Source organism: Methylobacterium brachythecii, from assembly GCF_014196345.1.
In the GTDB taxonomy this organism is placed as follows: Bacteria; Pseudomonadota; Alphaproteobacteria; order Rhizobiales; family Beijerinckiaceae; genus Methylobacterium; species Methylobacterium brachythecii.
The window spans coordinates 223,626-245,743 of record NZ_JACIDN010000001.1; the positions used below are offsets into that span (position 1 = coordinate 223,626).

The window sequence follows — 22,118 nt, forward strand, 5'->3', positions numbered from 1 at the left end:
TCCTCGTCGCAGATGGGACGGCGATCAGGGCTCCTGCGCCTCGCTCGATGCTGGCGCGGCGGCCTCCTGCTTCACGCGTCGGCGGTACTGCATCGCGCCGACCGGCAAGGCGACGAGATAGACGGTCGCCAGCGTCACCATCGTCTCGAAGGGGAAGCTGATCACCAGGCCGAACACCACGACGAGCACCAGGAAGATCGGCAGCACGTGCTCGCGCGGCACCCGCTTGCCCCAGGTCTTGCCGGAAAAGGTCGGCACCGTTGAGACCACGAGCAGCGCGATACAGAGCACGTAGACGAGCAGAACCGGCGCGGCCCAGCTCTCGAAGGTCAGGCCGAGGAAGTGCAGGTAGAGCGGCAGCATGCCGGTCAGAGCCCCCGCCGGGGCGGGCATGCCGACGAAGAAGTCCTTCTTCCATTCCGGCCGGTTCGGGTCGTCGAGCATCGCGTTGAAGCGGGCGAGCCTCAGCGCCATGGCGATGGCGAAGACGAGCGCTCCGATCCAGCCGAGCGATTTCAGGTGGTGCAGCGCGAATCCGTAGAGGATCAGGGCCGGCGCGCAGCCGAAATTCACGAAGTCCGCCAGCGAATCGAGCTCGGCGCCGAAGCGCGAGGTGCCCTTGAGGAGCCTCGCCACGCGCCCGTCGATGCCGTCGAGGACGGCGGCCACCACCACCGAGATCACCGCCGGCTCGAACCGGCCTTCGAAGGCCAGCCGGATCGCGGTCAGCCCCAGGCAGAGGGCCAGCAGGGTGATCATGTTGGGCGCGATCAGCCGGAAGGGAATCGGCTTGAACCGGCGCGGCCGGGATTCATTCGCGTCCGGCGCGAAAGGCGGAAAAAGATCGTCCATGTCGCCTCCGTCCGCTCGCCGCTCAGATACGGCGGAACGCCCGCTCGGCGCCACCCCCGAGATCGGCCAGCACGGTCTCGCCGGCCACCGACTTCTGGCCGAGCCCGACCAGCACCCGCGCCGTCGTCGGCAGGTAGACGTCGACCCGCGAGCCGAAGCGGATCAGGCCGAAGCGCTCGCCGGTCTGGAGCGTGTCGCCGGCCGAGACGAAGCCGACGATGCGCCGCGCCACGAGGCCCGCGATCTGCACGACGCCGACGCGCAGGGGCAGGCCCTTGTGCGTCGTCTCGATGACGAGGCCGTTGCGCTCGTTGTCGTCGCTGGCCTTGTCGAGCTCGGCATTGAGAAACAGGCCGGGCGTGTAGTGGATCTGGCCGATCCGACCCGTCACCGGCACGCGGTTCACGTGGCAGTCGAACACGTTCATGAAGACCGAGATGCGCAGCATCGGCTCGTGCGAGAGGTCGAGCTCGGGCGGCGGCACCACGGTGGAGATCAGGTTCACGCGCCCGTCGGCCGGGGCGATGACCAGGCCCTCGCCGGAGGGCACCACCCGCTCGGGATCGCGGAAGAAGTAGCAGACCCAGAGCGTCAGGATCAGGAAGATCCAGAACAGGAACTGCGCGAACCAACCGAGCAGCACGGTCAGCACGATGCCGATCAGGATGAAGGGGTAGCCCTCCTTGTGGATCGGCACGAGGGTCCGGCGGATCGTCTCGAAGAGGTCGGTCATGGCGCCCTGGCTGTGTCGCGCTTCGTCTCGCGATCGGCGCCGCGATGGCAGGCACCCGCGCCGCCGTCAACCGGCGGGGTCGCGACCCGCGCCAGCCATGGCCGGCGCGGGCGGCATCGTCTTCGTCTCCGGGGTATGGCCCCAATCAGCAGCTCAAGCGCCTGTTCTCGCGGCGCCCGAACGTCCGGTAATGCGCCAGACCGGACGTCACCTGCCCGTTGACGACGGCGCGGCGGACGTCGGGATTGCAGCGCAGATACTCGCGCTCGTCGAAGGCGTAGTCGCCGCGGTTGCGCTCGCGTCCGCGGTATTCGCGGTCCTCGTAGCCGCGGTCACGATCCCGATAGCGGTCGCCGCGGTCGTAATCGCGGCTCTCGTAGCCGTAATCCCGCCCGCCATAGGGCTGCGCGACGGCCGGGACGATCGTGGCGAGCCCGACGACGGCCGCCATGCAAAATCGGATCATTGTCTCACTCCCCCAAAAGTTTCTCGGTGGAGGCTGCTTGAAACACGGCTTGCCCCCTCAGCGCCAGGGGGCAAGCGCGGCAGCCGCCGCACTTGCTCCAATGCCCGGGAGGCCGCCCGGTTCACCGGAATGCCGTCGGCCGCCGCGGCTTCCGGACGAAAGGTGGGCCCGTCAGCGGGTCGCGAACTTGATGCTGATCGCCGCCTTCGCCGTCAGGCCGGGACTCTGCAGCAGATTGAGATACTGCGTGTAGCGCTTGTCGAAGGCGTTCTGCAGGATGAAGTCCGCCTTGACGCGGTCGTTGACCTGGTAGGACGCGAAGAAGTCCACCAGTCCATAGTCCTTGGTCTTCAGGATCGTCGCGCCAGCGGGAACGTTGAGGCGGCTGTCGACGAAGGTCAGGCGGCTGCCCACCGTGAGACTGTTTTCGAGGAAGCGCAGCCCGATCGTGCCGCTGACCCGGTCCGGCGCCACCGTCAGCAGCGATTGGCGGGTAGCCTTGTCGCGGCCCTCGGTATGGGTGGCCGCGACCGAGACGAAACCGCTACCCCAATCGTAGGCACCCTCGAGTTCGACGCCCGAGAGCTCGGCCTGGGCGACGTTCAGATACTGGAAGGACTGAACCGGGATCACGCAGGGGAAGCGCCCCGGGATGCGGGCGCAGATCGAGGCCGGGATGCCGGGGATCGCCGGGACGAAGTAGGTCGGCCCGACCGCCGAGATGTTGATGAAGTCGTCGACCTCGTTCTGGAACACGTTCGCCTTGGCGCGGAAGCTGTCTCCGGGCGTGAAGATGTCGCCGTACTTGAGATTGACGCCGCCCTCGATGTTGTGGGCCACCTCGGGCCGCAGCGTCGGGTTCGGCAGGATGTTGAAGGCTGGGAACGGGTGGATGCCCTGGACGAGCGTCTCGGTGATCGAGGGCGCGCGGTAGCCTTCGGCGTAGGTGCCGTAGAGCTCGATCCCTGGCAGCGGCGTGACGCCGACGGTGATCTTCGGCGAGATCCGGTCTCCGCTGGAGCGGAAAGCGCCGCCGGACAGGTCGTAATGGTCGTAGCGCAGGGCGCCGATCACGCGCAGCCACGAGCCGTAGCGGACCTCGTCCTGGATGAAGGCGCCGGCGAGCGTGCGCTGGCCCGACGGGGTGAATGCGCCTCCGAAGCCGCCGGCATTGTCCGTGGTCTTGACCCGGTCGAACACCGCGTCGCCGCCGATGGTCAGGGCGTGGCTGAGCGCCCAGGTGTCGAAGCGCGACGTGTTGTGGATGTCGAAACCGCTGGTCTCGATGTCGTAGCTGATCCGGTTGCCGGCCTTCACGCCGAGATTGCCGTAGACCCCGCTGGCGGAGTCGTTGAGGAAGGTCAGCGTGTTGTGCGTGGTCGTGTAGTAGCCCTTCGCGCTGAAATCGATCAGCGGCGTCTCGGGCCGGGCGAAACGATAGCCGAGGGTGTAGGTGTCGGCCTGCACCGAATTCGCGAAGCGCGCGCCGGCATTGCTCGAGCCGTTATTGGTGAAGTCGAAATTCTGCAGCAGCGCCGTACCGCTGATCTCGTGGCCCTCCGCCGGCCGGAGGTTGACCTTGGCGAGGCCCGAGGTCAGCTCGTTGCCGGTATCGCGCACCAGCGTCCCCATGCCGTCCCGGTAGGGGTCGTTGTTGCGGTAGACGAATTGGCCGAACACGTCCGCGCCCTCGCCGATGCGGGCACCCATCGAGGTCGAGTTCAGGAATTTCTGGCCGTTCGTGCCGAAGCCCTGCTTCTGTACGACGCCGGCCCGCTCGTCGGGGTTCAGGATGTCGTCGATGGAGCGGGTGCGGAAGGCGACGACGCCGCCGATCGCGCCGGATCCGTAGATGGTCGAGGTCGGGCCGCGTGTGATGTCGATGCCGCCGACGAGTTCCGGGTCGAGGTAGAACACGCCGTTGGCGCTGTGGCCCGAGGTCTGGAAGTTCTGGCGGGCCCCGTCGACCAGCACGTTCACCCGGCCGAAATCCTGGAGACCGCGGATGTTGATGGCCTGAGCCGGATCGTTCTGGTTCTCCTGCGTGGTCACGCCGGGCACGTCGCGCAGCACGTCGGACAGCCGGCTCGGCTGGATGCGCTCGATCTGCTCGCGGGTGACGACGCTGGTGCCGGAGAGGGCGTCGATCGCCCGCTCCTCGGTCTTGGTGGTGGTCACCGAGATGGTGTCGAGGCTGACGAGTTCCGGCAGCGGTGCGGCCGGCAGGCGCGCGGCGGTTTGTGCCTGCGCGGCGGCGATCGACAGCAGGGAGACACCGGCCGCGATGACGGAGCGGCAGGACAGGGACACGCGAGGGGAGGGCATCTTGGGGTTCCGCGAGGCAGCACGCAGCGAGGGGAGAGGTCGGCTGGCTGGCTGGCGGAGGGCTGGCTTGCTGAAGTCCTGATGCGTTCAAGCTCGGCCCAAGGTCAACGAAGTGTTCCAGGACGCTGTCTGGTGTGAATCTAAGTCATTCCTTGCAAAGACTGAAACCATTCCAAGTCGAGTTCACGCGTCTGTGAACTGTGGTCAGGGTGCAACATCTTTTCGCGGCAGGATGAAGGGCTGGCCGCCTGGCGGAACCCGGCCGACGGGCCAGCGTACCCCGAAAACCTCGGCGATGAGATCGTCGCGCAGAATCTCGGAGGGCGTACCCCCGGCGACGAGCCGGCCCTCCTTCAGCACCAGCAGCCGGTCCGCATAGGCCGCCGCCAGGTTGAGGTCGTGCAGGATCGCGACGACGCCGACGCCGTCACGCCGCAGGAGGTCGACGGCATCGAGGATGGCGCTCTGGTGGCGCAGATCGAGGCTCGCCGTCGGCTCGTCGAGGAGCAGCACCTGCCTCTCGCTGAGCGTACGGCCGGCGGCGAGCTGGCAGAGCACGCGGGCGAACTGGACGCGCGCCTGCTCGCCGCCCGACAGCCGATGATACGGCCGCTCGGCGAGATGCAGCACGTCGGCAGTCCCGAGGGCGTCGTCGAGGATCGCCGCCTTGTCCTGCCGGGACAGGCCGCGGCCGATCCCGTCGAGGCCGATGCGGGCGACCTCGGCCACCGAGAAGGGAAAGGCCAGCCGCGCGCTCTGCGGCAGCACGGCACGCAGGCCGGCGAGGCGCCAGGCCGGGATCGCCGCGACGGGTTCGAGGCCGTAGGCGACCTGCCCACGCGTCGGCGCCAGTTCCCCGCTCAGCAGCCGCAGCAGCGTCGACTTGCCCGCTCCATTGGGGCCGACGACGACCTGCAGCGTGCCGGCCTCCACCGAGAGCGAGACGCCGTCGACGAGCCTGCTCTCGCCGGTCTGGAAGGCGAGGTCGCTCGCCGTGAGGAGCGGTGTGGGCTCAGGCATCGAACGAACGGGAGCGTCCGAGGAGCAGCCAGAGGAAGACCGGCGAGCCGATCAGCGCGGTGACGATGCCGATCGGCAGTTCGGCCGGCCTCACCACGAGGCGCGCCGCCACGTCCGCGAGGACGAGGAGCGTGCCGCCGAGGAAGGCGCAGGCCGGCAGCAGCCGGCGATGCTCCGAGCCGATGACCAGCCGCAGCATGTGCGGCACCACCAGCCCGACGAAGCCGATGATCCCAGCCGCCGCCACGCTCGCGCCGACGCTGACGGCCACGAGCAGGATGATGGCGCGTTTCAGCCGCTCGACCGGCACGCCGAGATGGAAGGCCTCCGCCTCGCCGAGAACCAACGCGTTGAGCCCGCGGCCAAGGAAGGGCACGGCGACCAGCACCGGCAGGATCGCCGGGGCGATCGCGGCGAGCTTCGTCCAGCTCGCGCCTCCGAGGCTGCCGAGGGTCCAGAAGGTCAGGTCACGCAATTGCCGGTCGTCGCTGGCGAAGACCAGAAGCCCCGTCATGGCGCCGCCGAAAGCCGCGAGGGCGATGCCAGCGAGCAGCATCGTCGCTACCGAGGTGCGGCCGGACCGCGTCGCGATCAGATAGAGGCCGAGGATCGCGCCGAGGCTGCCGAGGAACGCGCCGATCGGCAGAACCCAGAAGGGCAGCGGGCCGGCCACCGCGAAGGCCGCCAGGGCCGCATCGCCCAGGACGATGACGCAGGCCGCCGCGAGGCCGGCTCCCGCCGAGACCCCGACCAGTGCGGGATCGGCCAGGGGATTGCGGAACAGGCCCTGCATCAGGGCGCCCGACACGGCGAGCGCCGCCCCGACGAGAAGGCCGAGCAGGGTGCGCGGCAGGCGGATGCCCTGGATGACGAGGGCGTCGCGCGCCAAGCCCGGATCGTCGGCTCCGCCCGTCAGCACGGCGATCACCCGCAGCGGCGAGATCGGAATCGCGCCGACGCCGATGGAGAGAAGCGCCGCGCCGAGGGCGAGGGCGGCGAGGCCGAGGAGAACGAAGAGGGTGGAGGCCTGGGCCGGGACGAGGCGCTGGGAGCGTCCGGTTCCCGACTCAGTCATGGGCGAGATCGGGATAGACCGCTCGCATCAGCTCCCGCGCCGCATCCGGGGTGCGGGGGCCGAAGCCGAGCAGGTAGAGGCCGTCCATCGCGACGAGCCTGCCCTTCTGCGCCGCAGGGGTGCGCCCGAGGACCGTGCCGGGTGCGAAGACGGCGTCGCGCCCCGGGGCCTCGGGGCCGTTGCGCATCATCACCACCGCATCCGGCGCGGCCGCGACGATGGCCTCGTCGCTCATCGGCTTGAACCCCTCGATCTCGGAAGCGGCGTTCTGCAGGCCGGCCAGCGTGAGGATGCCGTCCGCTGAGCTGTTGCGTCCGCCGACCATGATCCGGCCGTTGGCGAGCGAGAGGATCACGAGCGCCTTGGCCGGGCTCTTGATGCCGGCTCGGGTGCCGCCGAGCTTCGCGAAGCGCGCCCCGATCTCCTTGGCAAGCCCTGCGGCCTGGTCTTCCAGGCCGACGATGCGGCCGATCGTGGTGATCTTGTCGAGGACGCCCTCGGGTGTCGGCGGCTCCTTGATCAGCGAGATCGGCACGCCGGCCTCGCGGACGAGGGCGAGCACGTCCGGCGGCCCTGCCCCCTCGGCCGCGACCACGATGTCGGGACGGGTCGAGAGCAGCCCCTCGGCCGACAGCGCCCGGAGATAGCCGACATTCGGCTTCTCGCGCATCGCCTCGGCCGGAAACAGGCTCGTGGTGTCGACCGCCACGATTCGGTCCGCCGCGCCGAGCCTGTAGAGCGTCTCGGTCACGGCGCCTCCGAGGGAGGCAATCCGCCGGGCTCCGGTCGGCGCGATCTCGGCCGCACCGGCGATGCGCGGCAGGCCGGCGGAGGCGAGCAGGCCTGCCAGCACCGCGCGTCGGGACGTGGGAGAGCGCGTCATTTGGTCAGGATCAGTTTGTCGTTGGTGGTGACTCTGAGCTGATACCGCTCGTTACCATGCACGATCGTCAGTTGGCGACGACCCTTCATCAGGCTCACCGACTCGACCACACCGCCGGTTGCAAAACTCTCGTCGCCTGATGTAGCGGCTGTATTTTCATCTTTGCTAAGATCATCGCTTTTTATCTCTGGAACTCCAGGCTTCATCAGACGATGCTCTTTTGAATTGTTCAATTTATAAGAACAATATTTCAGATATTCTCCCGTACGAGGTTGCTTTCGGTTTCGCAAGCGAGGTGAGTGAGAGCAGCCATCGCGAGATCGCTTGACAGTGCCGCGCTTGAGGAAAGACATCACGCCGACCAGCGGAGAGCGAGAGCCATGGCGAGATCGACGATGAGCGCCCGCGACGCGGCGGAGGCGGCCTTCAAGAAGACGACGACCAAGCCCGTCGAGGCGGCGGTCGCGACGAAGGCGCCTGCCATCCCAGGCGCGCGGGAGCAGGTCTCGCTGCGCATCGATCGCGACGTGCTCGAGCATTTTCAGGCGAACGGACCGGGATGGCAGGACCGGCTCAACGCCGCGCTCCGCAAGGCCGCTGGCCTGGCCTGAGGGCGTGGGCTGGGCGGCGCGACGGAGGGGTACCGCTTGTCCGTGAACCCGGTCCGGGCATTCTGGATGCGTCCGCGCCTCCTCGGCGCGATCGTCGTCGCGATCGTCCTGGCGGCAGCTTTGCCCTTCGCGTCGATCTGGACGCGTCTGCTCGTCGGCTGGTGCGCCGGCGTCGTCATCTACGTGACCCTGGTGACCTGGCAGGCCTCCACTGGCTCGCACGATGCCCTTCGCCGCGAGGCCTCGCGGCTCGACGACAGCGCGCTGGTGATCTCGCTCTTCGCCATCCTGGCTGCGGCGGCAAGCATCGGCTCCGTCGCCATGCTGGTCTTCGGTCAGCGGGAGCACGACGCCGACAAGGTGGCCCACCTCGTCCTGGCGGCCGCCACGATGGTCTGCACCTGGGTCTTCGTGCAGATCGTCTTCACGATCCACTATGCTCACGTCTATTACGGGTCTGACGAAGACTACGGCAGTCGCGGCGGACTGGATTTCAACGGCGACACCAAGCCGGACTTCTGGGATTTCCTGTATTTCTCCGTGACGATCGGCGCGACGTCGCAGACCTCCGACACCGACATCACGTCGAAGCGGATGCGCCGCATCGCGACGGTGCAGACGGTTTACGCGTATTTCTTCAACACGAGCATCCTGGCCCTCGCCATCAATATGGCGGCCGGCTTCGCTCAGCATTGAATGGCCGGCTGCAGCGTGGCCGCGACCTCGACTTGCCCGAGGGTCGGGCGCCTTCCGCTGCGCTCACCCACCTTCGGACGAGGCCGAAGGCTCCTCGAACAATCAGTTCAGATAGCCGCGGATCGCGATCGGGGCGAGCATCTCGCCGTCTTCGGTGACGATCCAGGGCTGCCGGGACGAATCCGCCAGCACGCGGGCCGCGGCGGCGAGCGCTTCGCGAAGGCTGGCGTAATGCGTCGAGACCGCTTGCGCGGCGCCTTCGGCGAAGGCGGGCCAGATGGCGAGATCGGCGGGTCGTTCGAGGGCTTCGGTTTCCATCGGGTCGCTCCTTTCCCTTGCGGGATCTCTGTGCTTGGCAATCCTCGCCGCCTCCGCTTGAACGGGCGGTGAGATCGACTGTCGGCTGATGTTCAGGATTCGACCTTCGCATCCCCGTCGGCGGGAGGATGTGCCCCGCCGCACGCTTCCCGAAATGCCGACAGCCGTAATCTCTACCCATTGCGGCGGCGGCCTGTGGGGGCTCTTAAGGCGGGACCGCTCCGGTCTCGTTCACGCGAAGCCGAACGGGTGGCGGACCGAGCCGCGTTTCGCGCTACGGGTTCCGGTCCGCCACTTTCGCTCGGCCCCGGATCGCGATAAATTCCTTCAGTAGGAATTTTAGGATTGACAGCGCGACGCTCCTCCAGTACAAATCATGAACGTTCCAGAGGTGTGACGAGACGGCGGGGGCGGCGATGGCATTCCGGAGTTCTCACGCCCCGGAGATACGCCAACGCGTCTTAGCCCTGCTGGTGGACACCGATCTCAGCATGGCCGCGATCGCCCAGCAGACCGGCGTACCCCCGACGACGGTGAAGCTCTGGAACCGGCAGGCGCGCATCCGCCCCAGGACGCGAGCCCCACAGTTCGAAGCCAATCCACGCAACTGGACGAAGAGGCGCGTCAGTGCGGCTGCCCGGCTGCTCGGGCGCGGCGACCTCGATCCGGGCGATCTCGCCGAAGCGATGGGGGTCAAGCGCGACGATGCCGGCATTCTGATGCTCGCCTGCGGGCTCACGGCCGTGCAGGCCCTCCCCACGCAGGCGCCGGGCACGCCGGACCTCGCGGATCTGAACGCGGCCCTGCGCGGCCACATCGCCCGCCAGATCGTGGCCCTCGACGACAGACTGCACAAAGCCGGACCGGCCGACGACACCGCGCGGCTCCTGCGCGACGTCGGCGGCCTCAAGCGCCTTCTCGACGACCTCTCGACCCCACGCCCACTGGATGCCGTCGGAGACACGGATGGAGAGCCCCTGCCGGATCTCGCCGCCCTCCGCGCGGATCTCGCGCGACGCTATGAGGCGTTCGCGGCAGGCGGGCACCCTGCAGGCCTTCCTGGAGAGCCTGCCGCCGGAGCACCTGGAGGCGCTCGTCCATGACTGGCTGCACCTCGCCCGCGACGACCAGCTCCCACCGCCCGGCGACTGGACGACCTGGGCCTTCATCGGCGGGCGTGGCTCGGGAAAGACCCGTGCCGGCGCCGAATGGGTGCGTGGCCTCGCGCTGGGCGATCCGTGCCTGACGCCCGAGCCGGTCGGTCGCATCGCGCTGGTCGGCGAGACCTATGCCGACGTGCGCGACGTGATGATCGAGGGGCCGTCCGGCCTCCTCTCGTTGCCACTTCGTGGCAGTGCGCGCCCGCTCTGGCAGCCCTCGCGGCGCCGGCTCGCTTTCGCCAACGGCGCGGTGGCGCTGGCCTTCTCCGCCGAGGAACCGGATTCCTTGCGCGGTCCGCAATTCGGCGCCGCCTGGTCCGACGAGGTAGCGAAATGGCGCTATGCCGATGCCGCCTTCGACATGATTCAGTTTGGCCTGCGCCTCGGTACTTGTCCACGCGGGTTGGTGACGACGACACCGAGGCCGATTCCCCTCCTGCGTCGATTGCTGACGGACCCGCGTACGGTGGTGACCCGCGCCCGCACCGCCGACAACGCCCGAAACCTCGCGCCGGATTTCCTGGAGACCGTGGTCGGCCGCTATGCCGGAACTCGCCTCGGGCGGCAGGAGCTCGACGGCGAGCTGATCGAGGACCGGCCCGACGCGCTCTGGACCCGCGAGACCATCGAGGCGGCCCGCGTCGCGGTGGCGCCCGTCCTGATGCGGCTGGTGGTGGCGGTGGACCCGCCGGTCTCCTCCCGCGCCGGAGCTGATGCCTGCGGGATCGTCGCCGCCGGGCTCGGCCCAGACGGCGCAGCCTATGTCATCGCCGACGCCACCGTGAAACAGGCCCCGCCGGAGCTGTGGGCCGGTGCGGCCCTGGCGCTCTATCACCGGCTTCGGGCCGACGCCCTCGTCGTCGAGGTGAACCAGGGCGGTGAGATGGTCTCGACCATTCTCGCCGAACTCGATGCGTCGGTGCCGGTCACGTCCGTACGGGCGACGCGCGGAAAGTACCTGCGAGCCGAGCCGGTCTCGCTGCTCTATGCGCAGGGCCGTGTCCGCCATGTCGGCGCCATGCCGGCGCTGGAAGATGAACTCTGCGATTTCGGCCCCGGCGGTCTCTCGACCGGTGCCTCGCCCGACCGGCTCGACGCCCTGGTCTGGGCACTGACGCATCTCATGCTGACGCCCCCGGCCGAGCCGCGGGTGCGGGTGTTGTAGCGCTACGCTGGTCCCCTCCCCCTTGCGGGAAGGGGAAGGGGTGGGAGTCGCCCAGAAGGCACCGCCGCGCTCGATCCTGCACCACCCCCACCTCCAACTCCTCCCCGGCAAGGGGGAGGAGAGCGGGAGCCGCCATGCCCAACCTCCTCACCCGCCTCGCCCAGGCCGCCGGCTACGCCCCCGCCACCAAGGCCGCCCCGACCACGGTCGCCTTCTACGGCGAGGGTCGCCCGGTCTGGTCGGCCCGCGAGCCGGCGGCCTTCGCCCGTGAGGGCTATACTCGCAACGCCGTCGCGCACCGTGCCGTGCGCCTCGTCGCCGAAACCGCCGCCTCCCTGCCCCTGATGCTGAACGGGGCCGACGACGCGCATCCGCTGCTTGCCCTGCTGGGCCGACCGAACCCACGCGAGGGCGGCGCCCGCTTCCTGGAGGGCGTCTATGGGCACCTGATGGTCTCGGGAAACGCCTACATCGAAGCGATCGGGCTCGACGGCATGCCCCGCGAACTGTTCGGCCTTCGCCCCGACCGGATGCGCGCCGTTCCGGGCCCCGATGGCTGGGTTGGCGCCTACGACTACACCGCCGGCGGCCGCACCGTCCGCTACGAGCAGTCTGGCCCGCTGCCGCCGATCCTGCACCTCGCGCAGTTCAACCCGGTCGACGACCATTATGGGCTCTCGCCGATGGAGGCGGCTGCCGTTTCGCTCGACATCCACAATGCGGCCGGCGCCTGGCACAAGGCGCTCCTCGACAACGCCGCCCGGCCCTCCGGCGCCCTGGTCTTCGCACCCTCCAGCGGCGCGGCCCTGAGCGACGCGCAGTTCAGCCGGCTCAAGAGTGAGCTGGAAGCCAACTACCAAGGCGCGGGCAATGCGGGCCGCCCGCTCCTCCTCGACGGCGGCCTCGACTGGCGCCCACTGGCACTGTCGCCGAAGGAAATGGATTTCGTGGAGGCCAAAGCGTCGGCCGCCCGCGAGATCGCGTTGGCCTTCGGCGTGCCGCCCCTTCTGCTCGGCCTGCCGGGCGACAACACCCACGCCAACTACGCCGAGGCCAACCGCGCCTTCTACCGCCAGACCATCGTGCCGCTGGTCCGCCGCACCGGCGATTCCATCGCCGCCTGGCTGGAACCCGCCTTCGGCCCGGCCCGCCTGGAGCCCGACCTCGACGCCATCGAGGCGCTGGCCTCCGAGCGGGAATCGCTTTGGCGGCGTGTCGGGGCGGCGGATTTCCTTTCGGTCGGCGAGAAGCGGCAGGCGGTGGGGTATCCGGCAACGATGCCGGACGCCTGACCCCTCCCACCGTCATTGCTTCGCTGCGCTCGAAATGACGGGCGCGCTTGAACCCCATCCCCATCACCAGAGATCCCCCATGGATGGCCATTTTGCCGGCTACGCCAGCGTGTTCGGCATGCCCGATCTCGGGCGCGACACGGTCGTGCCGGGCGCCTTCACCGCGAGCCTCGCCAAGCGCGGCGCGACCGGGGTGCGGATGCTCTGGCAGCACGATCCGGCCGAGCCGATCGGGCGCTGGCTTTCGCTCGCCGAGGATGCCCATGGGCTTCGCGTCGAGGGGCGATTGAACCTCGCCGTGCAGCGCGCTCGAGAAGTCGATGCACTGATGCGCGAGGGCGGCCTCGATGGGCTCTCCATCGGGTTTCGCGTGGTGAAGGCGAGCCCGGAGCGGGGCGGGCGAAAACTCGTCGCCGTCGATCTCTGGGAGGTTTCGCTGGTGACCTTCCCGCTCCAGCCCGGCGCGCGGGTGCTGGCGAAGGCCTCGACCGATCTCGCGGAGAACCTGCGGGCCCAGGCGCGGCGGATGCGAGAGCCGCCGCGATGCCCTCTCCCCGCACGCGGGGAGAGGGCCGTCGACCCCTCGTCGGGTCGGCGGCGAGCGTAGGCGAAGCCGAAGCGACGGTGAGGGGGCGTCTCTGGATGAGCCTCTCCCGCGCGGCCCCCTCACCTTCGGCTGCCGCCTCGCTGTGACGACGACGGGGTCGTCACAGCCCTCGCCCCGCAAGCAGGGCGAGGCGATGTGCGGCGCCTTCAGTGAATTCCTTCAACCGTCGAGGACACCCATGACCGCACACAGCCCCATCGAAACCAAATCTGCCCATCCCGTCACCGAGAACAAGGCCGCTACCGGCACCGTCGATGCCGCATTGGAGGACTTCGCCCGAGCCTTCGAAGCCTTCAAGCAGGCCAACGATACCCGCCTCGGCGAGATCGAGACCCGGCTCTCGGCCGACGTGCTCACCGAGGAAAAACTCGCCCGTATCGACATGGCCCTCGACCAGGCCCGCAGCCGGCTCGACCGGATCAGCCTCGACCGCGCCCGACCGCCGCTGGCCGGCCCGGACGGCGCCCCGCGCGATACCGCGGGGACCGAGCACAAGGCGGCCTTCGATCTTTATGTTCGTGCTGGCGAGAGCGCCGGCCTCAAGCGGCTGGAGGAGAAGGCGCTCTCCGTCGGCTCAGGGCCGGATGGCGGCTATCTCGTGCCGGCAACGATCGAGCGCGAGGTGCTGCGCCGGCTGGCGCAGATCTCGCCGATCCGGGCGCTGGCCACCGTGCAGACCATCTCCGGCGGCCTTTACAAGCGTGCCTTCTCGCCCACCGGCCCGGCCGCGGGCTGGGTCGCAGAGACGGCGGCGCGGCCGCAGACGGATTCGCCGAACCTGCTGGAACTGAGCTTCCCGGCCATGGAGCTCTACGCCATGCCGGCGGCGACGCAGACGCTGCTCGACGACGCCGTGGTCGACATCGACGCTTGGCTCTCGGCGGAGGTCGAGGACGTCTTCGCCGAGCAGGAGAGCGTGGCCTTCGTCACCGGCGACGGCATCGGCCGTCCGCACGGTTTCCTCGCCTACGACACCGTGGCGAACGCCTCCTGGGTGCCCGCCAAGATCGGCTTCCTCGGCACCGGCACGGCCTCCGCCTTCCCGGCGAGCAACCCGGCCGACGTGCTGTTCGACCTGATCTATGCCCTGCGCGCCGGCTACCGCCAGAACGCCAGCTTCGTCATGAACCGCCGCGTGCAGAGCACGATCCGCAAGTTCAAGGATGCAGACGGCAACTACCTCTGGCAGCCGCCGAGCGCGGCGGACCGGTCGGCGACGCTGATGGGCTTTCCCGTGGCGGAAGCCGAGGCGATGCCGGACATCGGCGCCGGCAGCCTGTCGATCGCCTTCGGCGACTTCAAGCGCGGCTATCTGGTGGTGGATCGCACGGGCTTGCGGACGCTGCGCGACCCCTACTCCGCCAAGCCCTACGTGCTGTTCTACACGACGAAGCGCGTCGGCGGCGGCGTGCAGGATTTCGACGCGATCAAGCTGTTGAAGTTCGCCTGACCATCGCGGGGCCTCACGCCGTCTTTCCGAGTTCGGAAAGGCGGCGCCCTCCGTGATTTAGCGCTTGCGGCCCATCCCCGAGCCTCCATGCACGTAGCGCTTCTTCGGCTTTGCCATCCGGCGAAGCGCGTCGGTTACGGGCTTCGTCACGCTGCTGAAGATCCGCTCGAAGAACAGCGTCACCGCCGAGACGATGATGGCGAGGAGACAGCAGGTTCCGATCGCGATCCCGAGCACGCCCGGGGTCGGCAGCACCATGATGCAGACCAGCCCGATCAGGGCGACGGCAGGAACCCATTTGCTCATGGCGGCTGTCTTCTCTTCGAGGCAGGCCGATTATTGCATTTTAATGCTTACGATTTGATCAATGGCAGGAATGTTGTCTTTTAGACAGTCGAGGTTGCCGTAGAGCGGGAGAGGTTTCGGCCATACAACTTTTGATGAAGGCGGAAACCTGTCGGCTAACGCTGAACGACCTCACGACAACCGTCTCGATTTGGCTGCGCGATCTGCGCTGAGCCCGCCTAGTTCTTCGACTGAAACCTGTCCTCGGTCCTCGCCGAAAGGCGCTCAGCGCGCCCGGCGGCGGCCCGGTTTGGCCGCCCATTCCGTCGTCGGCCGGGAGGCCTCGCTGGTCTCCATCGCCTCCATTTGCGAGGCGCGGGCCGAGATCCAGCTCGCATGCTCGCCGGTGGGTGTGACGGCGGTGAAGCCGCCGCAGGCGGTGCGGGCGCGCTTGTCCTGGCGCATGGCGCCGCTTGACCAGCTCACCACGCCGACCATCCGGCCGTTGCGCAGGATCGGCCCGCCGGAATCGCCGAGGCAGGCGCCCGCGCCCGCGGTCTCGGCGAGCCGGTGCGCGTCGGTCACCACCGTGACCCGGTTGGCGACCTGGAGCGAGCCGATCGAGACGAGGCGCGCGGTACGCAGGGTGCGCGCGGTGCCGCGCTTGTTCTCGGCCACCACGCCGAAGCCGGCGATGTCGACACCGTCGCCCGAGTCGATGGAGCCGTTGCCGCTCGGATTGAGCGGGCGGAAGCCGGGGCCGACGGGTTGCGCCAGCTTCAGCATCGCCAGGTCGATGCCGGGCTGGTCCTCCGGCGAGGTGCCGGGCACGAAATCGGGATGGGTGGTGGCCGCCAGCGCCGGGATGCGGCGCTGGCGGAAGGACGGGTCGACCACCACGACGCTGTATCCGGCCTGATGCTGCACGCAGTGGGCCGCGGTCAGCACGAGATCTTGCGAGATCAGGGTGCCGGAGCAGATCTCGCCGGAGGTGCTCTCGATGCGCACCACCGAGGCGCGCAACCCGTCGGGATCGCGGCTGACCTGACCCTGCACCACCGCCTGGGCGGAGAGGGGAACGAGCCCGAGGACGGCGCCGGCGAGCGCGGCACGGACGGGACCTGCGACCATGGTCTTGTCTCCAGCGCCCGGCGCGCCTCGAAACCTTCGGGCGCCCAAGCTAGCCGAAGGCAATGCCCCGGCCAAGCTGGAGTTCCCTGAAGCAGAATCCTGCGGCACTCAGCGCGACCAGCGCGCGGTGCTGCCCCAGGTTGCCAGCGTCCGGTCGATCCAGCCGCGCTGGGGGCCGACCAGCACGCCCTGCGTGAGGCCGCCGCACACCTTCTGGACCCAGGCGGCGACGGCGAGCACGCCGGCCCCGTCCGAGATCGGGCCGCCGGAATCGCCGTTGCAGCCGCCGGCTTTCGCCGCGTGCAGCCAGACCAGGATGCGGCTCGGTCCGTGCGGCTCGACCACCGGGAGTTCGACGAGGCGGAACTTGCCGGTGGAGCGGAAATCGTCGCCGCGCACTGCGCCGTAGCCGCCGAAGATGAGGGACTGGCCCTGGCCCGGCATGGCATCGCTCAGGGCGGCGGGCGTGAACCGGGCCGGCAGCGGCTCGCGCGAGCGCAGCAGGGCGAGATCGATAGAGCGGGTGCGCCCGCGGATCGCATCGGGATCGTAGCCCGGATGGACCGCACGGGCCGCGACCTCGAGGAGAACGGGCTTACCCGCCTCGTCGCGAAAATGGACGCGGTTTTCGGCGAAACCCTGCACGCAATGGCCTGCGGTGAGCACGGCATCGCGCGCCACCACGACGCCGGTGCAGGCCCCCCCCTTCGAGGTCAGCACCATGACGGAGGAGCGCGCCTCGGCCGAATCCGGTGCCTCGCGGCCTCCGGTGATGGCGGCGGCGGGGCCGGCGGTGAACAGCAATGCGCAAAACCCGAGCAACACGCGCCGGGTACTCCAACCCCCCTCCTCATCCCGAGGGGCTCGGCGAAGCCGTGCCTCGAAGGAAGGCTCCAGCAGGCGCAGCGATCCCTGGAGCCCTCCTTCGAGGCCTCCGCTCCGCTGCGGCACCCCGGGACGAGCGCGGGGATGGGATCGGCCGAAGAGCGCTCTGCGCATCCAAAAAGCATCTCTGCGGGAGGTGAAGCATGACCCCGATACGCGTCGAGGAGTTCGGCGTCGAGCCGGTGAGCCTCGCCGAGATGCGCGGCTACCTGCGCCTCGACGGTGACGACGGCAGCGAGGATGGCCTGATCGGCAGTCTCGTCACCGCCGCCCGCGCCAGCGTCGAGGCGGCGACGCGCCGGCTCGTCCGGCCGGCCCGTTTCCGGCTGATGCTGACCGCCTGGGCGGCCGGCGGCGTGCTGCCTTTGCCGCTCAGCCCGCTCGTCGCGGTGACGCGGGCCGGGATCGTCGGCGCGGACGCCGTCGTCGAGGAGATCGATCCCGGCCTGCTGCGAATCGGCCCCGACCCGTGGGAGGCGCCCTGCCTGCTCGTCGATCCGTCCGTGCCGCTTCTGATGCGCAAGGCCGCCCTGATCGAGGTCACCGCGGGCTGCGGCGGCGACGGGCCGGCTGTCCCGGCTCCCCTCGCCCAGGCGATCCGCATGACCGTCGCCGATTGGTACGAGAACCGCGGGGACGGCGTCCCCGGCAAGCCGCTCGCGCCGCCGCCGGCCGTCGCCGAGCTGGTCGCGCAGCATCGGATGATGCGCGTCTAGACGGAACTCGCCGGCCCCCGCCGCCGAAACGGACCGCCGCCCTCTCCGTCCGCTTCGCGGCCATCTCCCCCCGCGGGGGGAGGAGACACACCGCCCATCACCGGAGATCTGCCATGACCCATGCGCCCATCGGCGCGCGGCGGCGACGCTTCGTGCTCGAAACGCCCCTCGATCAGCCGGACGGTTTCGGCGGCAGCCTTCGCCGCTACGTAGCCGGTGCGGTGCTCTGGGGTTCGCTCGAACGCGCCGAGGCCGACGCGCGGCGCAGCAACGGCCGCGAGGACAGCGTGATCGTCTACCGCGTCGGCCTGCGCTGGCGCCCCGGTATCTCGTCCGAGATGCGGCTCGCCGCCGGCCCGCGCCGCTTCGCCATCCGCTCCGCCGCCGACCCGGACGGCTGCCGCCGCGATCTCGTCTGCGAGGTCGAGGAGCTTTCGGGAGAGACGGCATGACGAGCCCGCTGCTGCCGCTGCGCGCCGCCATCCTCGCAGCGCTCGAAGGGGACACCGTGATCGCGCAGGCGATGGGCGGCGCGTTGCGGCTGCACGACGAGCCACCGTTCGGCGCGGTCCCGGTCTACGCCGTCTTCGGTGACGGCGAGGCCCGCGACGATTCCGTCGACGGCGCGCGGCGCCACCGCGTCAGCCTCGCCGTCACCGTGTTCGGCAAGCGCGGCTCGACCCGCTCCGCCCTCGACGCCGCCGAGCGCATCGCCGCGTTGCTCGACGACGTTGCCCTCACGCTCGCCGGCCACGCCCTGGTCTCGCTCCGCGTCGACGCGGTCACCACTCACCGCGACGAGGCCACCAGCGAGATCCACGCAACGGTGACCGTGAAGGCCGTCACCGAGGTCCTCACCAACTAACCCCACCGTCATTGCTTCGACCTCGCCTCGCAATGACGGCTCCGAACCATCAAGCACCGGAGCCCATCATGACCGCCCAGAAAGGCAAGGACCTGCTCATCCGGGCCGGAGACGGCGCCGGTGGATACGTGGCGGTGGCCGGCCTGCGCGCCCGGCAGATCGCCTTCAACGCCGAGACCGTCGACATCACCAACGCGGATTCCGCAGGGCGCTGGCGAGAGCTTCTCGCCGGAGCAGGCGCGCGCCGGGCCTCCATCTCCGGCTCGGGCGTGTTTCGCGACGAGGCCTCGGATGCACGGCTGCGCCAAAGCTTCTTCGACGGGGTGATCGACGGCTATCAGATCGTGGTCCCATCCTTCGGCACCATCGAAGGCCTCTTCCAGATCAGCAGCCTCGAATACCGCGGCGACCATGCCGGCGAGGTCACCTTCGACATGGCGCTCGATTCCGCCGGGCCGCTGAGCTTCACGGCGCTCTGAGCCAAACACACCCCATCCCAAAAATCCGGAGCACCCGATGCCCAACCGCAAACGCGGCGAGGTGCCGCTCACCTTCGGGGCTGAGCGCTACACGCTCTGCCTCACCCTCGGCGCGCTGGCCGAGCTGGAAGACGCCTTCCAGGCTGGCGACGTCGTCGGCCTGGCCGAGCGTTTTTCGAGTGGCCGGCTCTCGGCCCACGACGTCATCACTCTGCTCGGTGCGGCACTGCGCGGGGGTGGGCACGATCTCGACGATGCGGCGGTGGCCCGGCTGCCGTTGGCAGGCGACTTTTCTGCCGTGGCAACCGCCCTCGGCGAAGCCCTGTTCGCCGCTTTCGGCGAAGCGGACGCACCGCCGGACCCTCGCGTGCCACGGAGGGCCTGACTTCGGAGGCTGCCGCCTTCGCCTTTCCGTGGGACGACGCCCTGGCGCTCGGGCTGCACGCCCTGCGCTGGACCCCAACGACGTTCTGGTCCGCGACGCCGCGCGAACTCGCTGCAGCCGCGGGCCTGAAGGCCTCCCCCGCCGCGGGCCGGGCCGACCTCGACCGCCTGCTCGCCGCCTTCCCCGACCCGTGAGAGCATTATGGCCGACACCGATCCCGACCGCGCCAATGCGGACCGCGCCAAGCAGCTCGAGACGCTCGACCAGCTCTCCAAAAAATTCGGGCAGAGCCTGTCGAGCGCGCTCACCACCAACCTCAATGCTGGGCGCCAGCTCGACGGTGTGCTCGGCACGCTCGCCACCAAGCTGTCGAGCATCGCCCTGAAGGCGGCGCTGACCCCGGTGACCAAGGGGTTGGCGAGCCTGGTGAAGGGCCTTCTCGGCAACGCCGTCGATGCCGGCACCAGCGCCTTCGCCAAGGGCGGCGTCATCGCCGCCGGCCGGGTGCGGCCCTTCGCCAGCGGCGGCATCGTCGCCGCGCCGACCTATTTTCCGATGCAGGGCGGCACTGGCCTGATGGGCGAGGCCGGCCCCGAGGCCATCCTCCCCCTCCAGCGCGGCAGCGACGGCCGCCTCGGCGTCGCCTCTGCCGGGGAGCGGCCGGTCTCGGTCAGCATCAGCATCGCCACGCCTGACGCCGAGAGTTTTCGGAGATCCGAGGCGCAGGTGGCCGCGAGCCTGGCGCGGGCGGTCGCGCGGGGCAGACGTGCGTTGTGAGCGTGGGCTCTCCTCGCCTTGCCGGGAGGAGTTGGAGGTGGGTGTGGTTCCGCCTGCCTGGGGAAACCAAGCGGAACCACCCCCATCCTCGATCCCTCCCCGCAAGGATGAGGGAAGACGCGCCGAGATCGCCGCGAACAGGTGACACACCATGCCCAGCGACTTCCACGAGGCCCGCTTCCCCCTCGACGTGGCCCTGCGCGGCAGCGGCGGCCCGAGCCGGCTCACCGAGATCGTGACGCTGGCCTCGGGCCGCGAGCATCGCAACAGCCGCTGGGCGGACTCGCGGCGGCGTTACGATGCCGGCCTCGGCATCCGCACGCTCGACGCGCTCCACACCGTGCTCGCCTTCTTCGAAGAACGGCGGGGGCGACTCTACGGCTTCCGCTATCGCGACCGGGTCGATTTCCGCTCCGCGCCGCCGAGCACCGCACCGGGCCCCACCGACCAGCCCCTCGGCACCGGTGACGGCAGCACCACCATCTTCGCCCTGGCCAAGACCTATGGCAGCGGCCCGACACCCTATCGTCGCGCCATCCAGAAGCCGGTCGCCGGCAGCGTGCGGATCGCCGTCGACGGCATCGAGGTGCCGCCGGCCGACTTCGTCTGTGATGCGACGACCGGGCTCGTAACCTTCGCCGCCTCGTCCGTCCCCGCGCCCGGAGCCACCGTGACCGCCGGCTACGAATTCGACGTGCCCGTCCGCTTCGACACGGACGACCTCGTCATCGACCTCGCCGCGTTCACCGCCGGCGAGGTTCCGAAGGTGCCGCTCGTCGAGATCGTGCCGTAGGGCCGGACAAATCTCATCCCGGCCAACCTCCTCATACTGAGGCTGCTTCGCAGCATCGCGGGATGAGGGGGCGGGTTTTGGACTCATTCCGCCGGAGCCGCCATGCGAGACATCCCCGCCGCCCTCGCCGCGCGCCTCGAAGAGGGCGCGACGACTTTGTGCCATTGCTGGTCGCTCACGCGCCGCGACGGCCTGGCCCTCGGCTTCACCGACCATGACCGCGATCTCGTCATCGACGGCCTGACCTACGCCGCCCGCACCGGCCTGGAGGCGGCCGAGGCGAGCGCCGAACTCGGCTTCGCGGTGGGCGGCGGCGATGTGGCGGGGGCGCTCAGCTCGGCGGGGATCGCGCCCGACGACATCACCGCCGGGCTCTACGACGGCGCTAGCGTCGAAACCTGGCTGGTCGATTGGAGCATGCCGGAGGCCCGCCTGCTCCTCGACGTCGCCACCATCGGCGAGATCCGCCGCGCCGGCACGGCCTTCGTGGCGGAGCTGCGCGGGCTGATGCAACAGCTCGATATCGAGCAGGGCCGCCTCTACCGCGCCACCTGCGACGCCGAACTCGGTGAGCCCCGCTGCGGCATCGACCTCGACGATCCGCGCTGGCGAACGGGCGGGACGGTCATCGCCATGGCGGGGCCGAGCCGTTTGACCGTCACGCTCGATGGCAGCTTCGCCGAGGGTTGGTTTGCGGGCGGCCGTCTACGCTGGACCTCCGGCGCCAATACCGGGCTCGATGCCGGCGTGCGGGCACAGGGACGTTACGGCGCCCTCGACCTCTGGCAGCCGCCAGCCCGCGAGGTTGCGCCGGGCGACGCCTTCATGCTCACGGCCGGCTGTGACAAGCGCTTCTCGACCTGTCGCGAGAAGTTCGCGAACAGCCTGAACTTCCAGGGCTTTCCGCACATGCCGGGCAATGACTTCGTCATCCGCCCGGCACCTGGATCGAACACTGCGCTCGATGGCGGGAGCCTGTTTCGGTGAGCCTTCAAAACCCTCCCTCCTCTGCGGGGGAGGATGCCTCGCGGATGCGAGGCGGGAGAGGGGACGGCTCACATCACGCCGGAGATGGCGCTCCCCTCTCCCGACCCCTGCTGACGTAGGGGCCACCCTCTCCCGCAGAGGGGAAAGGGCTTTTCGCGCGCA

The 22,118-nt window shown here is 69.6% G+C and carries 28 protein-coding genes; 16 read left to right on the top strand and 12 right to left on the bottom strand.

All coding sequences use genetic code 11. The features are described 5' to 3' along the window. Positions 1–24 precede the first annotated feature (24 nt). The 8 genes from GGR33_RS01060 to hemP form a co-directional block, all read right to left on the bottom strand. Complete coding sequence (locus tag GGR33_RS01060; RefSeq protein WP_183501529.1) at positions 25–852, bottom strand: CDP-alcohol phosphatidyltransferase family protein; 828 nt, start codon at positions 850–852, stop codon at positions 25–27. 22 nt (positions 853–874) lie between these two features. Next, positions 875–1,585: a phosphatidylserine decarboxylase gene (locus GGR33_RS01065; protein WP_183501530.1), complete on the bottom strand. Its 711-nt coding sequence runs from the start codon at positions 1,583–1,585 to the stop codon at positions 875–877. Positions 1,586–1,730: 145 nt separating this feature from the next. Further along, on the bottom strand, positions 1,731–2,036 hold the full coding sequence (locus GGR33_RS01070) for a hypothetical protein (protein WP_246412702.1): 306 nt from the start codon (positions 2,034–2,036) through the stop codon (positions 1,731–1,733). A gap of 186 nt (positions 2,037–2,222) precedes the next feature. Beyond that, a complete protein-coding gene (locus tag GGR33_RS01075) occupies positions 2,223–4,376 on the bottom strand; it encodes a TonB-dependent hemoglobin/transferrin/lactoferrin family receptor (protein WP_183501532.1) in 2,154 nt (717 codons plus the stop codon). Between the two features lie 204 nt (positions 4,377–4,580). Continuing rightward, the gene (locus GGR33_RS01080) at positions 4,581–5,396 is read right to left on the bottom strand and encodes a heme ABC transporter ATP-binding protein (RefSeq protein ID WP_183501533.1); all 816 of its coding nucleotides are present in this window, start codon (positions 5,394–5,396) and stop codon (positions 4,581–4,583) included. Further along, the gene (locus GGR33_RS01085; protein WP_183501534.1) at positions 5,389–6,471 is read right to left on the bottom strand and encodes a FecCD family ABC transporter permease; all 1,083 of its coding nucleotides are present in this window, start codon (positions 6,469–6,471) and stop codon (positions 5,389–5,391) included. The genes GGR33_RS01080 and GGR33_RS01085 overlap by 8 nt, the downstream gene beginning before the upstream one ends. Next, positions 6,464–7,354, bottom strand: a complete 891-nt coding sequence (locus tag GGR33_RS01090; protein WP_183501535.1) for a heme/hemin ABC transporter substrate-binding protein — start codon at positions 7,352–7,354, stop codon at positions 6,464–6,466. Before GGR33_RS01090 ends, GGR33_RS01085 begins: the two co-directional genes overlap by 8 nt. Then, complete coding sequence (gene hemP / locus GGR33_RS01095) at positions 7,351–7,560, bottom strand: hemin uptake protein HemP (RefSeq protein WP_183501536.1); 210 nt, start codon at positions 7,558–7,560, stop codon at positions 7,351–7,353. The genes GGR33_RS01090 and hemP overlap by 4 nt, the downstream gene beginning before the upstream one ends. A gap of 174 nt (positions 7,561–7,734) precedes the next feature. Between hemP and GGR33_RS01100 the strand changes: the two genes are divergently transcribed. Then, on the top strand, positions 7,735–7,965 hold the full coding sequence (locus tag GGR33_RS01100) for a BrnA antitoxin family protein (protein ID WP_183501537.1): 231 nt from the start codon (positions 7,735–7,737) through the stop codon (positions 7,963–7,965). Between the two features lie 42 nt (positions 7,966–8,007). Beyond that, positions 8,008–8,661 (top strand): DUF1345 domain-containing protein, encoded by a 654-nt coding sequence (locus GGR33_RS01105; protein ID WP_284212062.1) that lies wholly within the window; start codon positions 8,008–8,010, stop codon positions 8,659–8,661. Positions 8,662–8,763: 102 nt separating this feature from the next. Here GGR33_RS01105 and GGR33_RS01110 read toward each other — a convergent pair whose 3' ends face one another. Further along, positions 8,764–8,979 (bottom strand): hypothetical protein, encoded by a 216-nt coding sequence (locus GGR33_RS01110; RefSeq protein WP_183501538.1) that lies wholly within the window; start codon positions 8,977–8,979, stop codon positions 8,764–8,766. Positions 8,980–9,452: 473 nt separating this feature from the next. Here GGR33_RS01110 and GGR33_RS01115 point away from each other — a divergent pair, with 473 nt between their 5' ends. From GGR33_RS01115 to GGR33_RS01135, 5 genes are all read left to right on the top strand, one after another. Continuing rightward, entirely contained in the window at positions 9,453–10,082 is a 630-nt protein-coding gene (locus tag GGR33_RS01115; protein WP_183501539.1) for a hypothetical protein, read from the top strand. Continuing rightward, a complete protein-coding gene (locus GGR33_RS01120) occupies positions 10,000–11,304 on the top strand; it encodes a DNA-packaging protein (protein WP_183501540.1) in 1,305 nt (434 codons plus the stop codon). Before GGR33_RS01115 ends, GGR33_RS01120 begins: the two co-directional genes overlap by 83 nt. Positions 11,305–11,438: 134 nt before the next feature. Continuing rightward, the gene (locus tag GGR33_RS01125; protein ID WP_183501541.1) at positions 11,439–12,596 is read left to right on the top strand and encodes a phage portal protein; all 1,158 of its coding nucleotides are present in this window, start codon (positions 11,439–11,441) and stop codon (positions 12,594–12,596) included. Between the two features lie 79 nt (positions 12,597–12,675). Then, on the top strand, positions 12,676–13,203 hold the full coding sequence (locus tag GGR33_RS01130) for an HK97 family phage prohead protease (protein WP_183501542.1): 528 nt from the start codon (positions 12,676–12,678) through the stop codon (positions 13,201–13,203). Between the two features lie 178 nt (positions 13,204–13,381). After that, positions 13,382–14,653: a phage major capsid protein gene (locus GGR33_RS01135; protein ID WP_183501543.1), complete on the top strand. Its 1,272-nt coding sequence runs from the start codon at positions 13,382–13,384 to the stop codon at positions 14,651–14,653. Between the two features lie 57 nt (positions 14,654–14,710). Here GGR33_RS01135 and GGR33_RS01140 read toward each other — a convergent pair whose 3' ends face one another. From GGR33_RS01140 to GGR33_RS01150, 3 genes are all read right to left on the bottom strand, one after another. After that, on the bottom strand, positions 14,711–14,959 hold the full coding sequence (locus tag GGR33_RS01140; RefSeq protein ID WP_183501544.1) for a hypothetical protein: 249 nt from the start codon (positions 14,957–14,959) through the stop codon (positions 14,711–14,713). Positions 14,960–15,223: 264 nt separating this feature from the next. After that, positions 15,224–16,069, bottom strand: coding sequence for a S1 family peptidase (locus tag GGR33_RS01145; protein ID WP_183501545.1), 846 nt, complete (start codon positions 16,067–16,069; stop codon positions 15,224–15,226). 108 nt (positions 16,070–16,177) lie between these two features. Next, positions 16,178–16,894 (bottom strand): S1 family peptidase, encoded by a 717-nt coding sequence (locus GGR33_RS01150; RefSeq protein WP_284212059.1) that lies wholly within the window; start codon positions 16,892–16,894, stop codon positions 16,178–16,180. Positions 16,895–17,097: 203 nt separating this feature from the next. Here GGR33_RS01150 and GGR33_RS01155 point away from each other — a divergent pair, with 203 nt between their 5' ends. From GGR33_RS01155 to GGR33_RS01195, 9 genes are all read left to right on the top strand, one after another. Continuing rightward, the gene (locus tag GGR33_RS01155; RefSeq protein WP_183501547.1) at positions 17,098–17,670 is read left to right on the top strand and encodes a head-tail connector protein; all 573 of its coding nucleotides are present in this window, start codon (positions 17,098–17,100) and stop codon (positions 17,668–17,670) included. A 113-nt stretch (positions 17,671–17,783) separates the two neighbouring features. After that, the gene (locus GGR33_RS01160) at positions 17,784–18,122 is read left to right on the top strand and encodes a head-tail adaptor protein (protein ID WP_183501548.1); all 339 of its coding nucleotides are present in this window, start codon (positions 17,784–17,786) and stop codon (positions 18,120–18,122) included. Further along, entirely contained in the window at positions 18,119–18,535 is a 417-nt protein-coding gene (locus GGR33_RS01165) for a DUF3168 domain-containing protein (RefSeq protein WP_183501549.1), read from the top strand. The genes GGR33_RS01160 and GGR33_RS01165 overlap by 4 nt, the downstream gene beginning before the upstream one ends. Positions 18,536–18,603: 68 nt before the next feature. Continuing rightward, on the top strand, positions 18,604–19,014 hold the full coding sequence (locus GGR33_RS01170; RefSeq protein ID WP_183501550.1) for a phage major tail protein, TP901-1 family: 411 nt from the start codon (positions 18,604–18,606) through the stop codon (positions 19,012–19,014). 37 nt (positions 19,015–19,051) lie between these two features. Further along, positions 19,052–19,399 (top strand): gene transfer agent family protein, encoded by a 348-nt coding sequence (locus GGR33_RS01175; protein ID WP_183501551.1) that lies wholly within the window; start codon positions 19,052–19,054, stop codon positions 19,397–19,399. Then, a complete protein-coding gene (locus GGR33_RS01180; RefSeq protein ID WP_183502113.1) occupies positions 19,396–19,593 on the top strand; it encodes a phage tail assembly chaperone in 198 nt (65 codons plus the stop codon). Before GGR33_RS01175 ends, GGR33_RS01180 begins: the two co-directional genes overlap by 4 nt. Positions 19,594–19,600: 7 nt before the next feature. After that, the gene (locus GGR33_RS01185; protein WP_183501552.1) at positions 19,601–20,176 is read left to right on the top strand and encodes a phage tail tape measure protein; all 576 of its coding nucleotides are present in this window, start codon (positions 19,601–19,603) and stop codon (positions 20,174–20,176) included. Positions 20,177–20,327: 151 nt separating this feature from the next. After that, positions 20,328–20,969: a DUF2460 domain-containing protein gene (locus tag GGR33_RS01190; protein WP_183501553.1), complete on the top strand. Its 642-nt coding sequence runs from the start codon at positions 20,328–20,330 to the stop codon at positions 20,967–20,969. A 102-nt stretch (positions 20,970–21,071) separates the two neighbouring features. Continuing rightward, a complete protein-coding gene (locus GGR33_RS01195) occupies positions 21,072–21,956 on the top strand; it encodes a DUF2163 domain-containing protein (RefSeq protein WP_183501554.1) in 885 nt (294 codons plus the stop codon). Positions 21,957–22,118 lie beyond the last annotated feature (162 nt).

Coding starts and splice junctions, on each gene's coding strand:
- GGR33_RS01080 (WP_183501533.1), bottom strand. CDS start 5,396: ATGCCTGAGCCCACACCGCTCCTCACGGCGAGCGACCTCGCCTTCCAG.
- GGR33_RS01130 (WP_183501542.1), top strand. CDS start 12,676: ATGGATGGCCATTTTGCCGGCTACGCCAGCGTGTTCGGCATGCCCGAT.
- GGR33_RS01155 (WP_183501547.1), top strand. CDS start 17,098: ATGACCCCGATACGCGTCGAGGAGTTCGGCGTCGAGCCGGTGAGCCTC.
- GGR33_RS01070 (WP_246412702.1), bottom strand. CDS start 2,036: ATGGCGGCCGTCGTCGGGCTCGCCACGATCGTCCCGGCCGTCGCGCAG.
- GGR33_RS01190 (WP_183501553.1), top strand. CDS start 20,328: ATGCCCAGCGACTTCCACGAGGCCCGCTTCCCCCTCGACGTGGCCCTG.
- GGR33_RS01090 (WP_183501535.1), bottom strand. CDS start 7,354: ATGACGCGCTCTCCCACGTCCCGACGCGCGGTGCTGGCAGGCCTGCTC.
- GGR33_RS01110 (WP_183501538.1), bottom strand. CDS start 8,979: ATGGAAACCGAAGCCCTCGAACGACCCGCCGATCTCGCCATCTGGCCC.
- GGR33_RS01185 (WP_183501552.1), top strand. CDS start 19,601: ATGGCCGACACCGATCCCGACCGCGCCAATGCGGACCGCGCCAAGCAG.
- GGR33_RS01195 (WP_183501554.1), top strand. CDS start 21,072: ATGCGAGACATCCCCGCCGCCCTCGCCGCGCGCCTCGAAGAGGGCGCG.
- GGR33_RS01160 (WP_183501548.1), top strand. CDS start 17,784: ATGACCCATGCGCCCATCGGCGCGCGGCGGCGACGCTTCGTGCTCGAA.
- GGR33_RS01060 (WP_183501529.1), bottom strand. CDS start 852: ATGGACGATCTTTTTCCGCCTTTCGCGCCGGACGCGAATGAATCCCGG.
- GGR33_RS01135 (WP_183501543.1), top strand. CDS start 13,382: ATGACCGCACACAGCCCCATCGAAACCAAATCTGCCCATCCCGTCACC.
- hemP (WP_183501536.1), bottom strand. CDS start 7,560: ATGAAGCCTGGAGTTCCAGAGATAAAAAGCGATGATCTTAGCAAAGAT.
- GGR33_RS01175 (WP_183501551.1), top strand. CDS start 19,052: ATGCCCAACCGCAAACGCGGCGAGGTGCCGCTCACCTTCGGGGCTGAG.
- GGR33_RS01140 (WP_183501544.1), bottom strand. CDS start 14,959: ATGAGCAAATGGGTTCCTGCCGTCGCCCTGATCGGGCTGGTCTGCATC.
- GGR33_RS01145 (WP_183501545.1), bottom strand. CDS start 16,069: ATGGTCGCAGGTCCCGTCCGTGCCGCGCTCGCCGGCGCCGTCCTCGGG.
- GGR33_RS01065 (WP_183501530.1), bottom strand. CDS start 1,585: ATGACCGACCTCTTCGAGACGATCCGCCGGACCCTCGTGCCGATCCAC.
- GGR33_RS01085 (WP_183501534.1), bottom strand. CDS start 6,471: ATGACTGAGTCGGGAACCGGACGCTCCCAGCGCCTCGTCCCGGCCCAG.
- GGR33_RS01075 (WP_183501532.1), bottom strand. CDS start 4,376: ATGCCCTCCCCTCGCGTGTCCCTGTCCTGCCGCTCCGTCATCGCGGCC.
- GGR33_RS01170 (WP_183501550.1), top strand. CDS start 18,604: ATGACCGCCCAGAAAGGCAAGGACCTGCTCATCCGGGCCGGAGACGGC.
- GGR33_RS01125 (WP_183501541.1), top strand. CDS start 11,439: ATGCCCAACCTCCTCACCCGCCTCGCCCAGGCCGCCGGCTACGCCCCC.
- GGR33_RS01165 (WP_183501549.1), top strand. CDS start 18,119: ATGACGAGCCCGCTGCTGCCGCTGCGCGCCGCCATCCTCGCAGCGCTC.
- GGR33_RS01120 (WP_183501540.1), top strand. CDS start 10,000: ATGAGGCGTTCGCGGCAGGCGGGCACCCTGCAGGCCTTCCTGGAGAGC.
- GGR33_RS01100 (WP_183501537.1), top strand. CDS start 7,735: ATGGCGAGATCGACGATGAGCGCCCGCGACGCGGCGGAGGCGGCCTTC.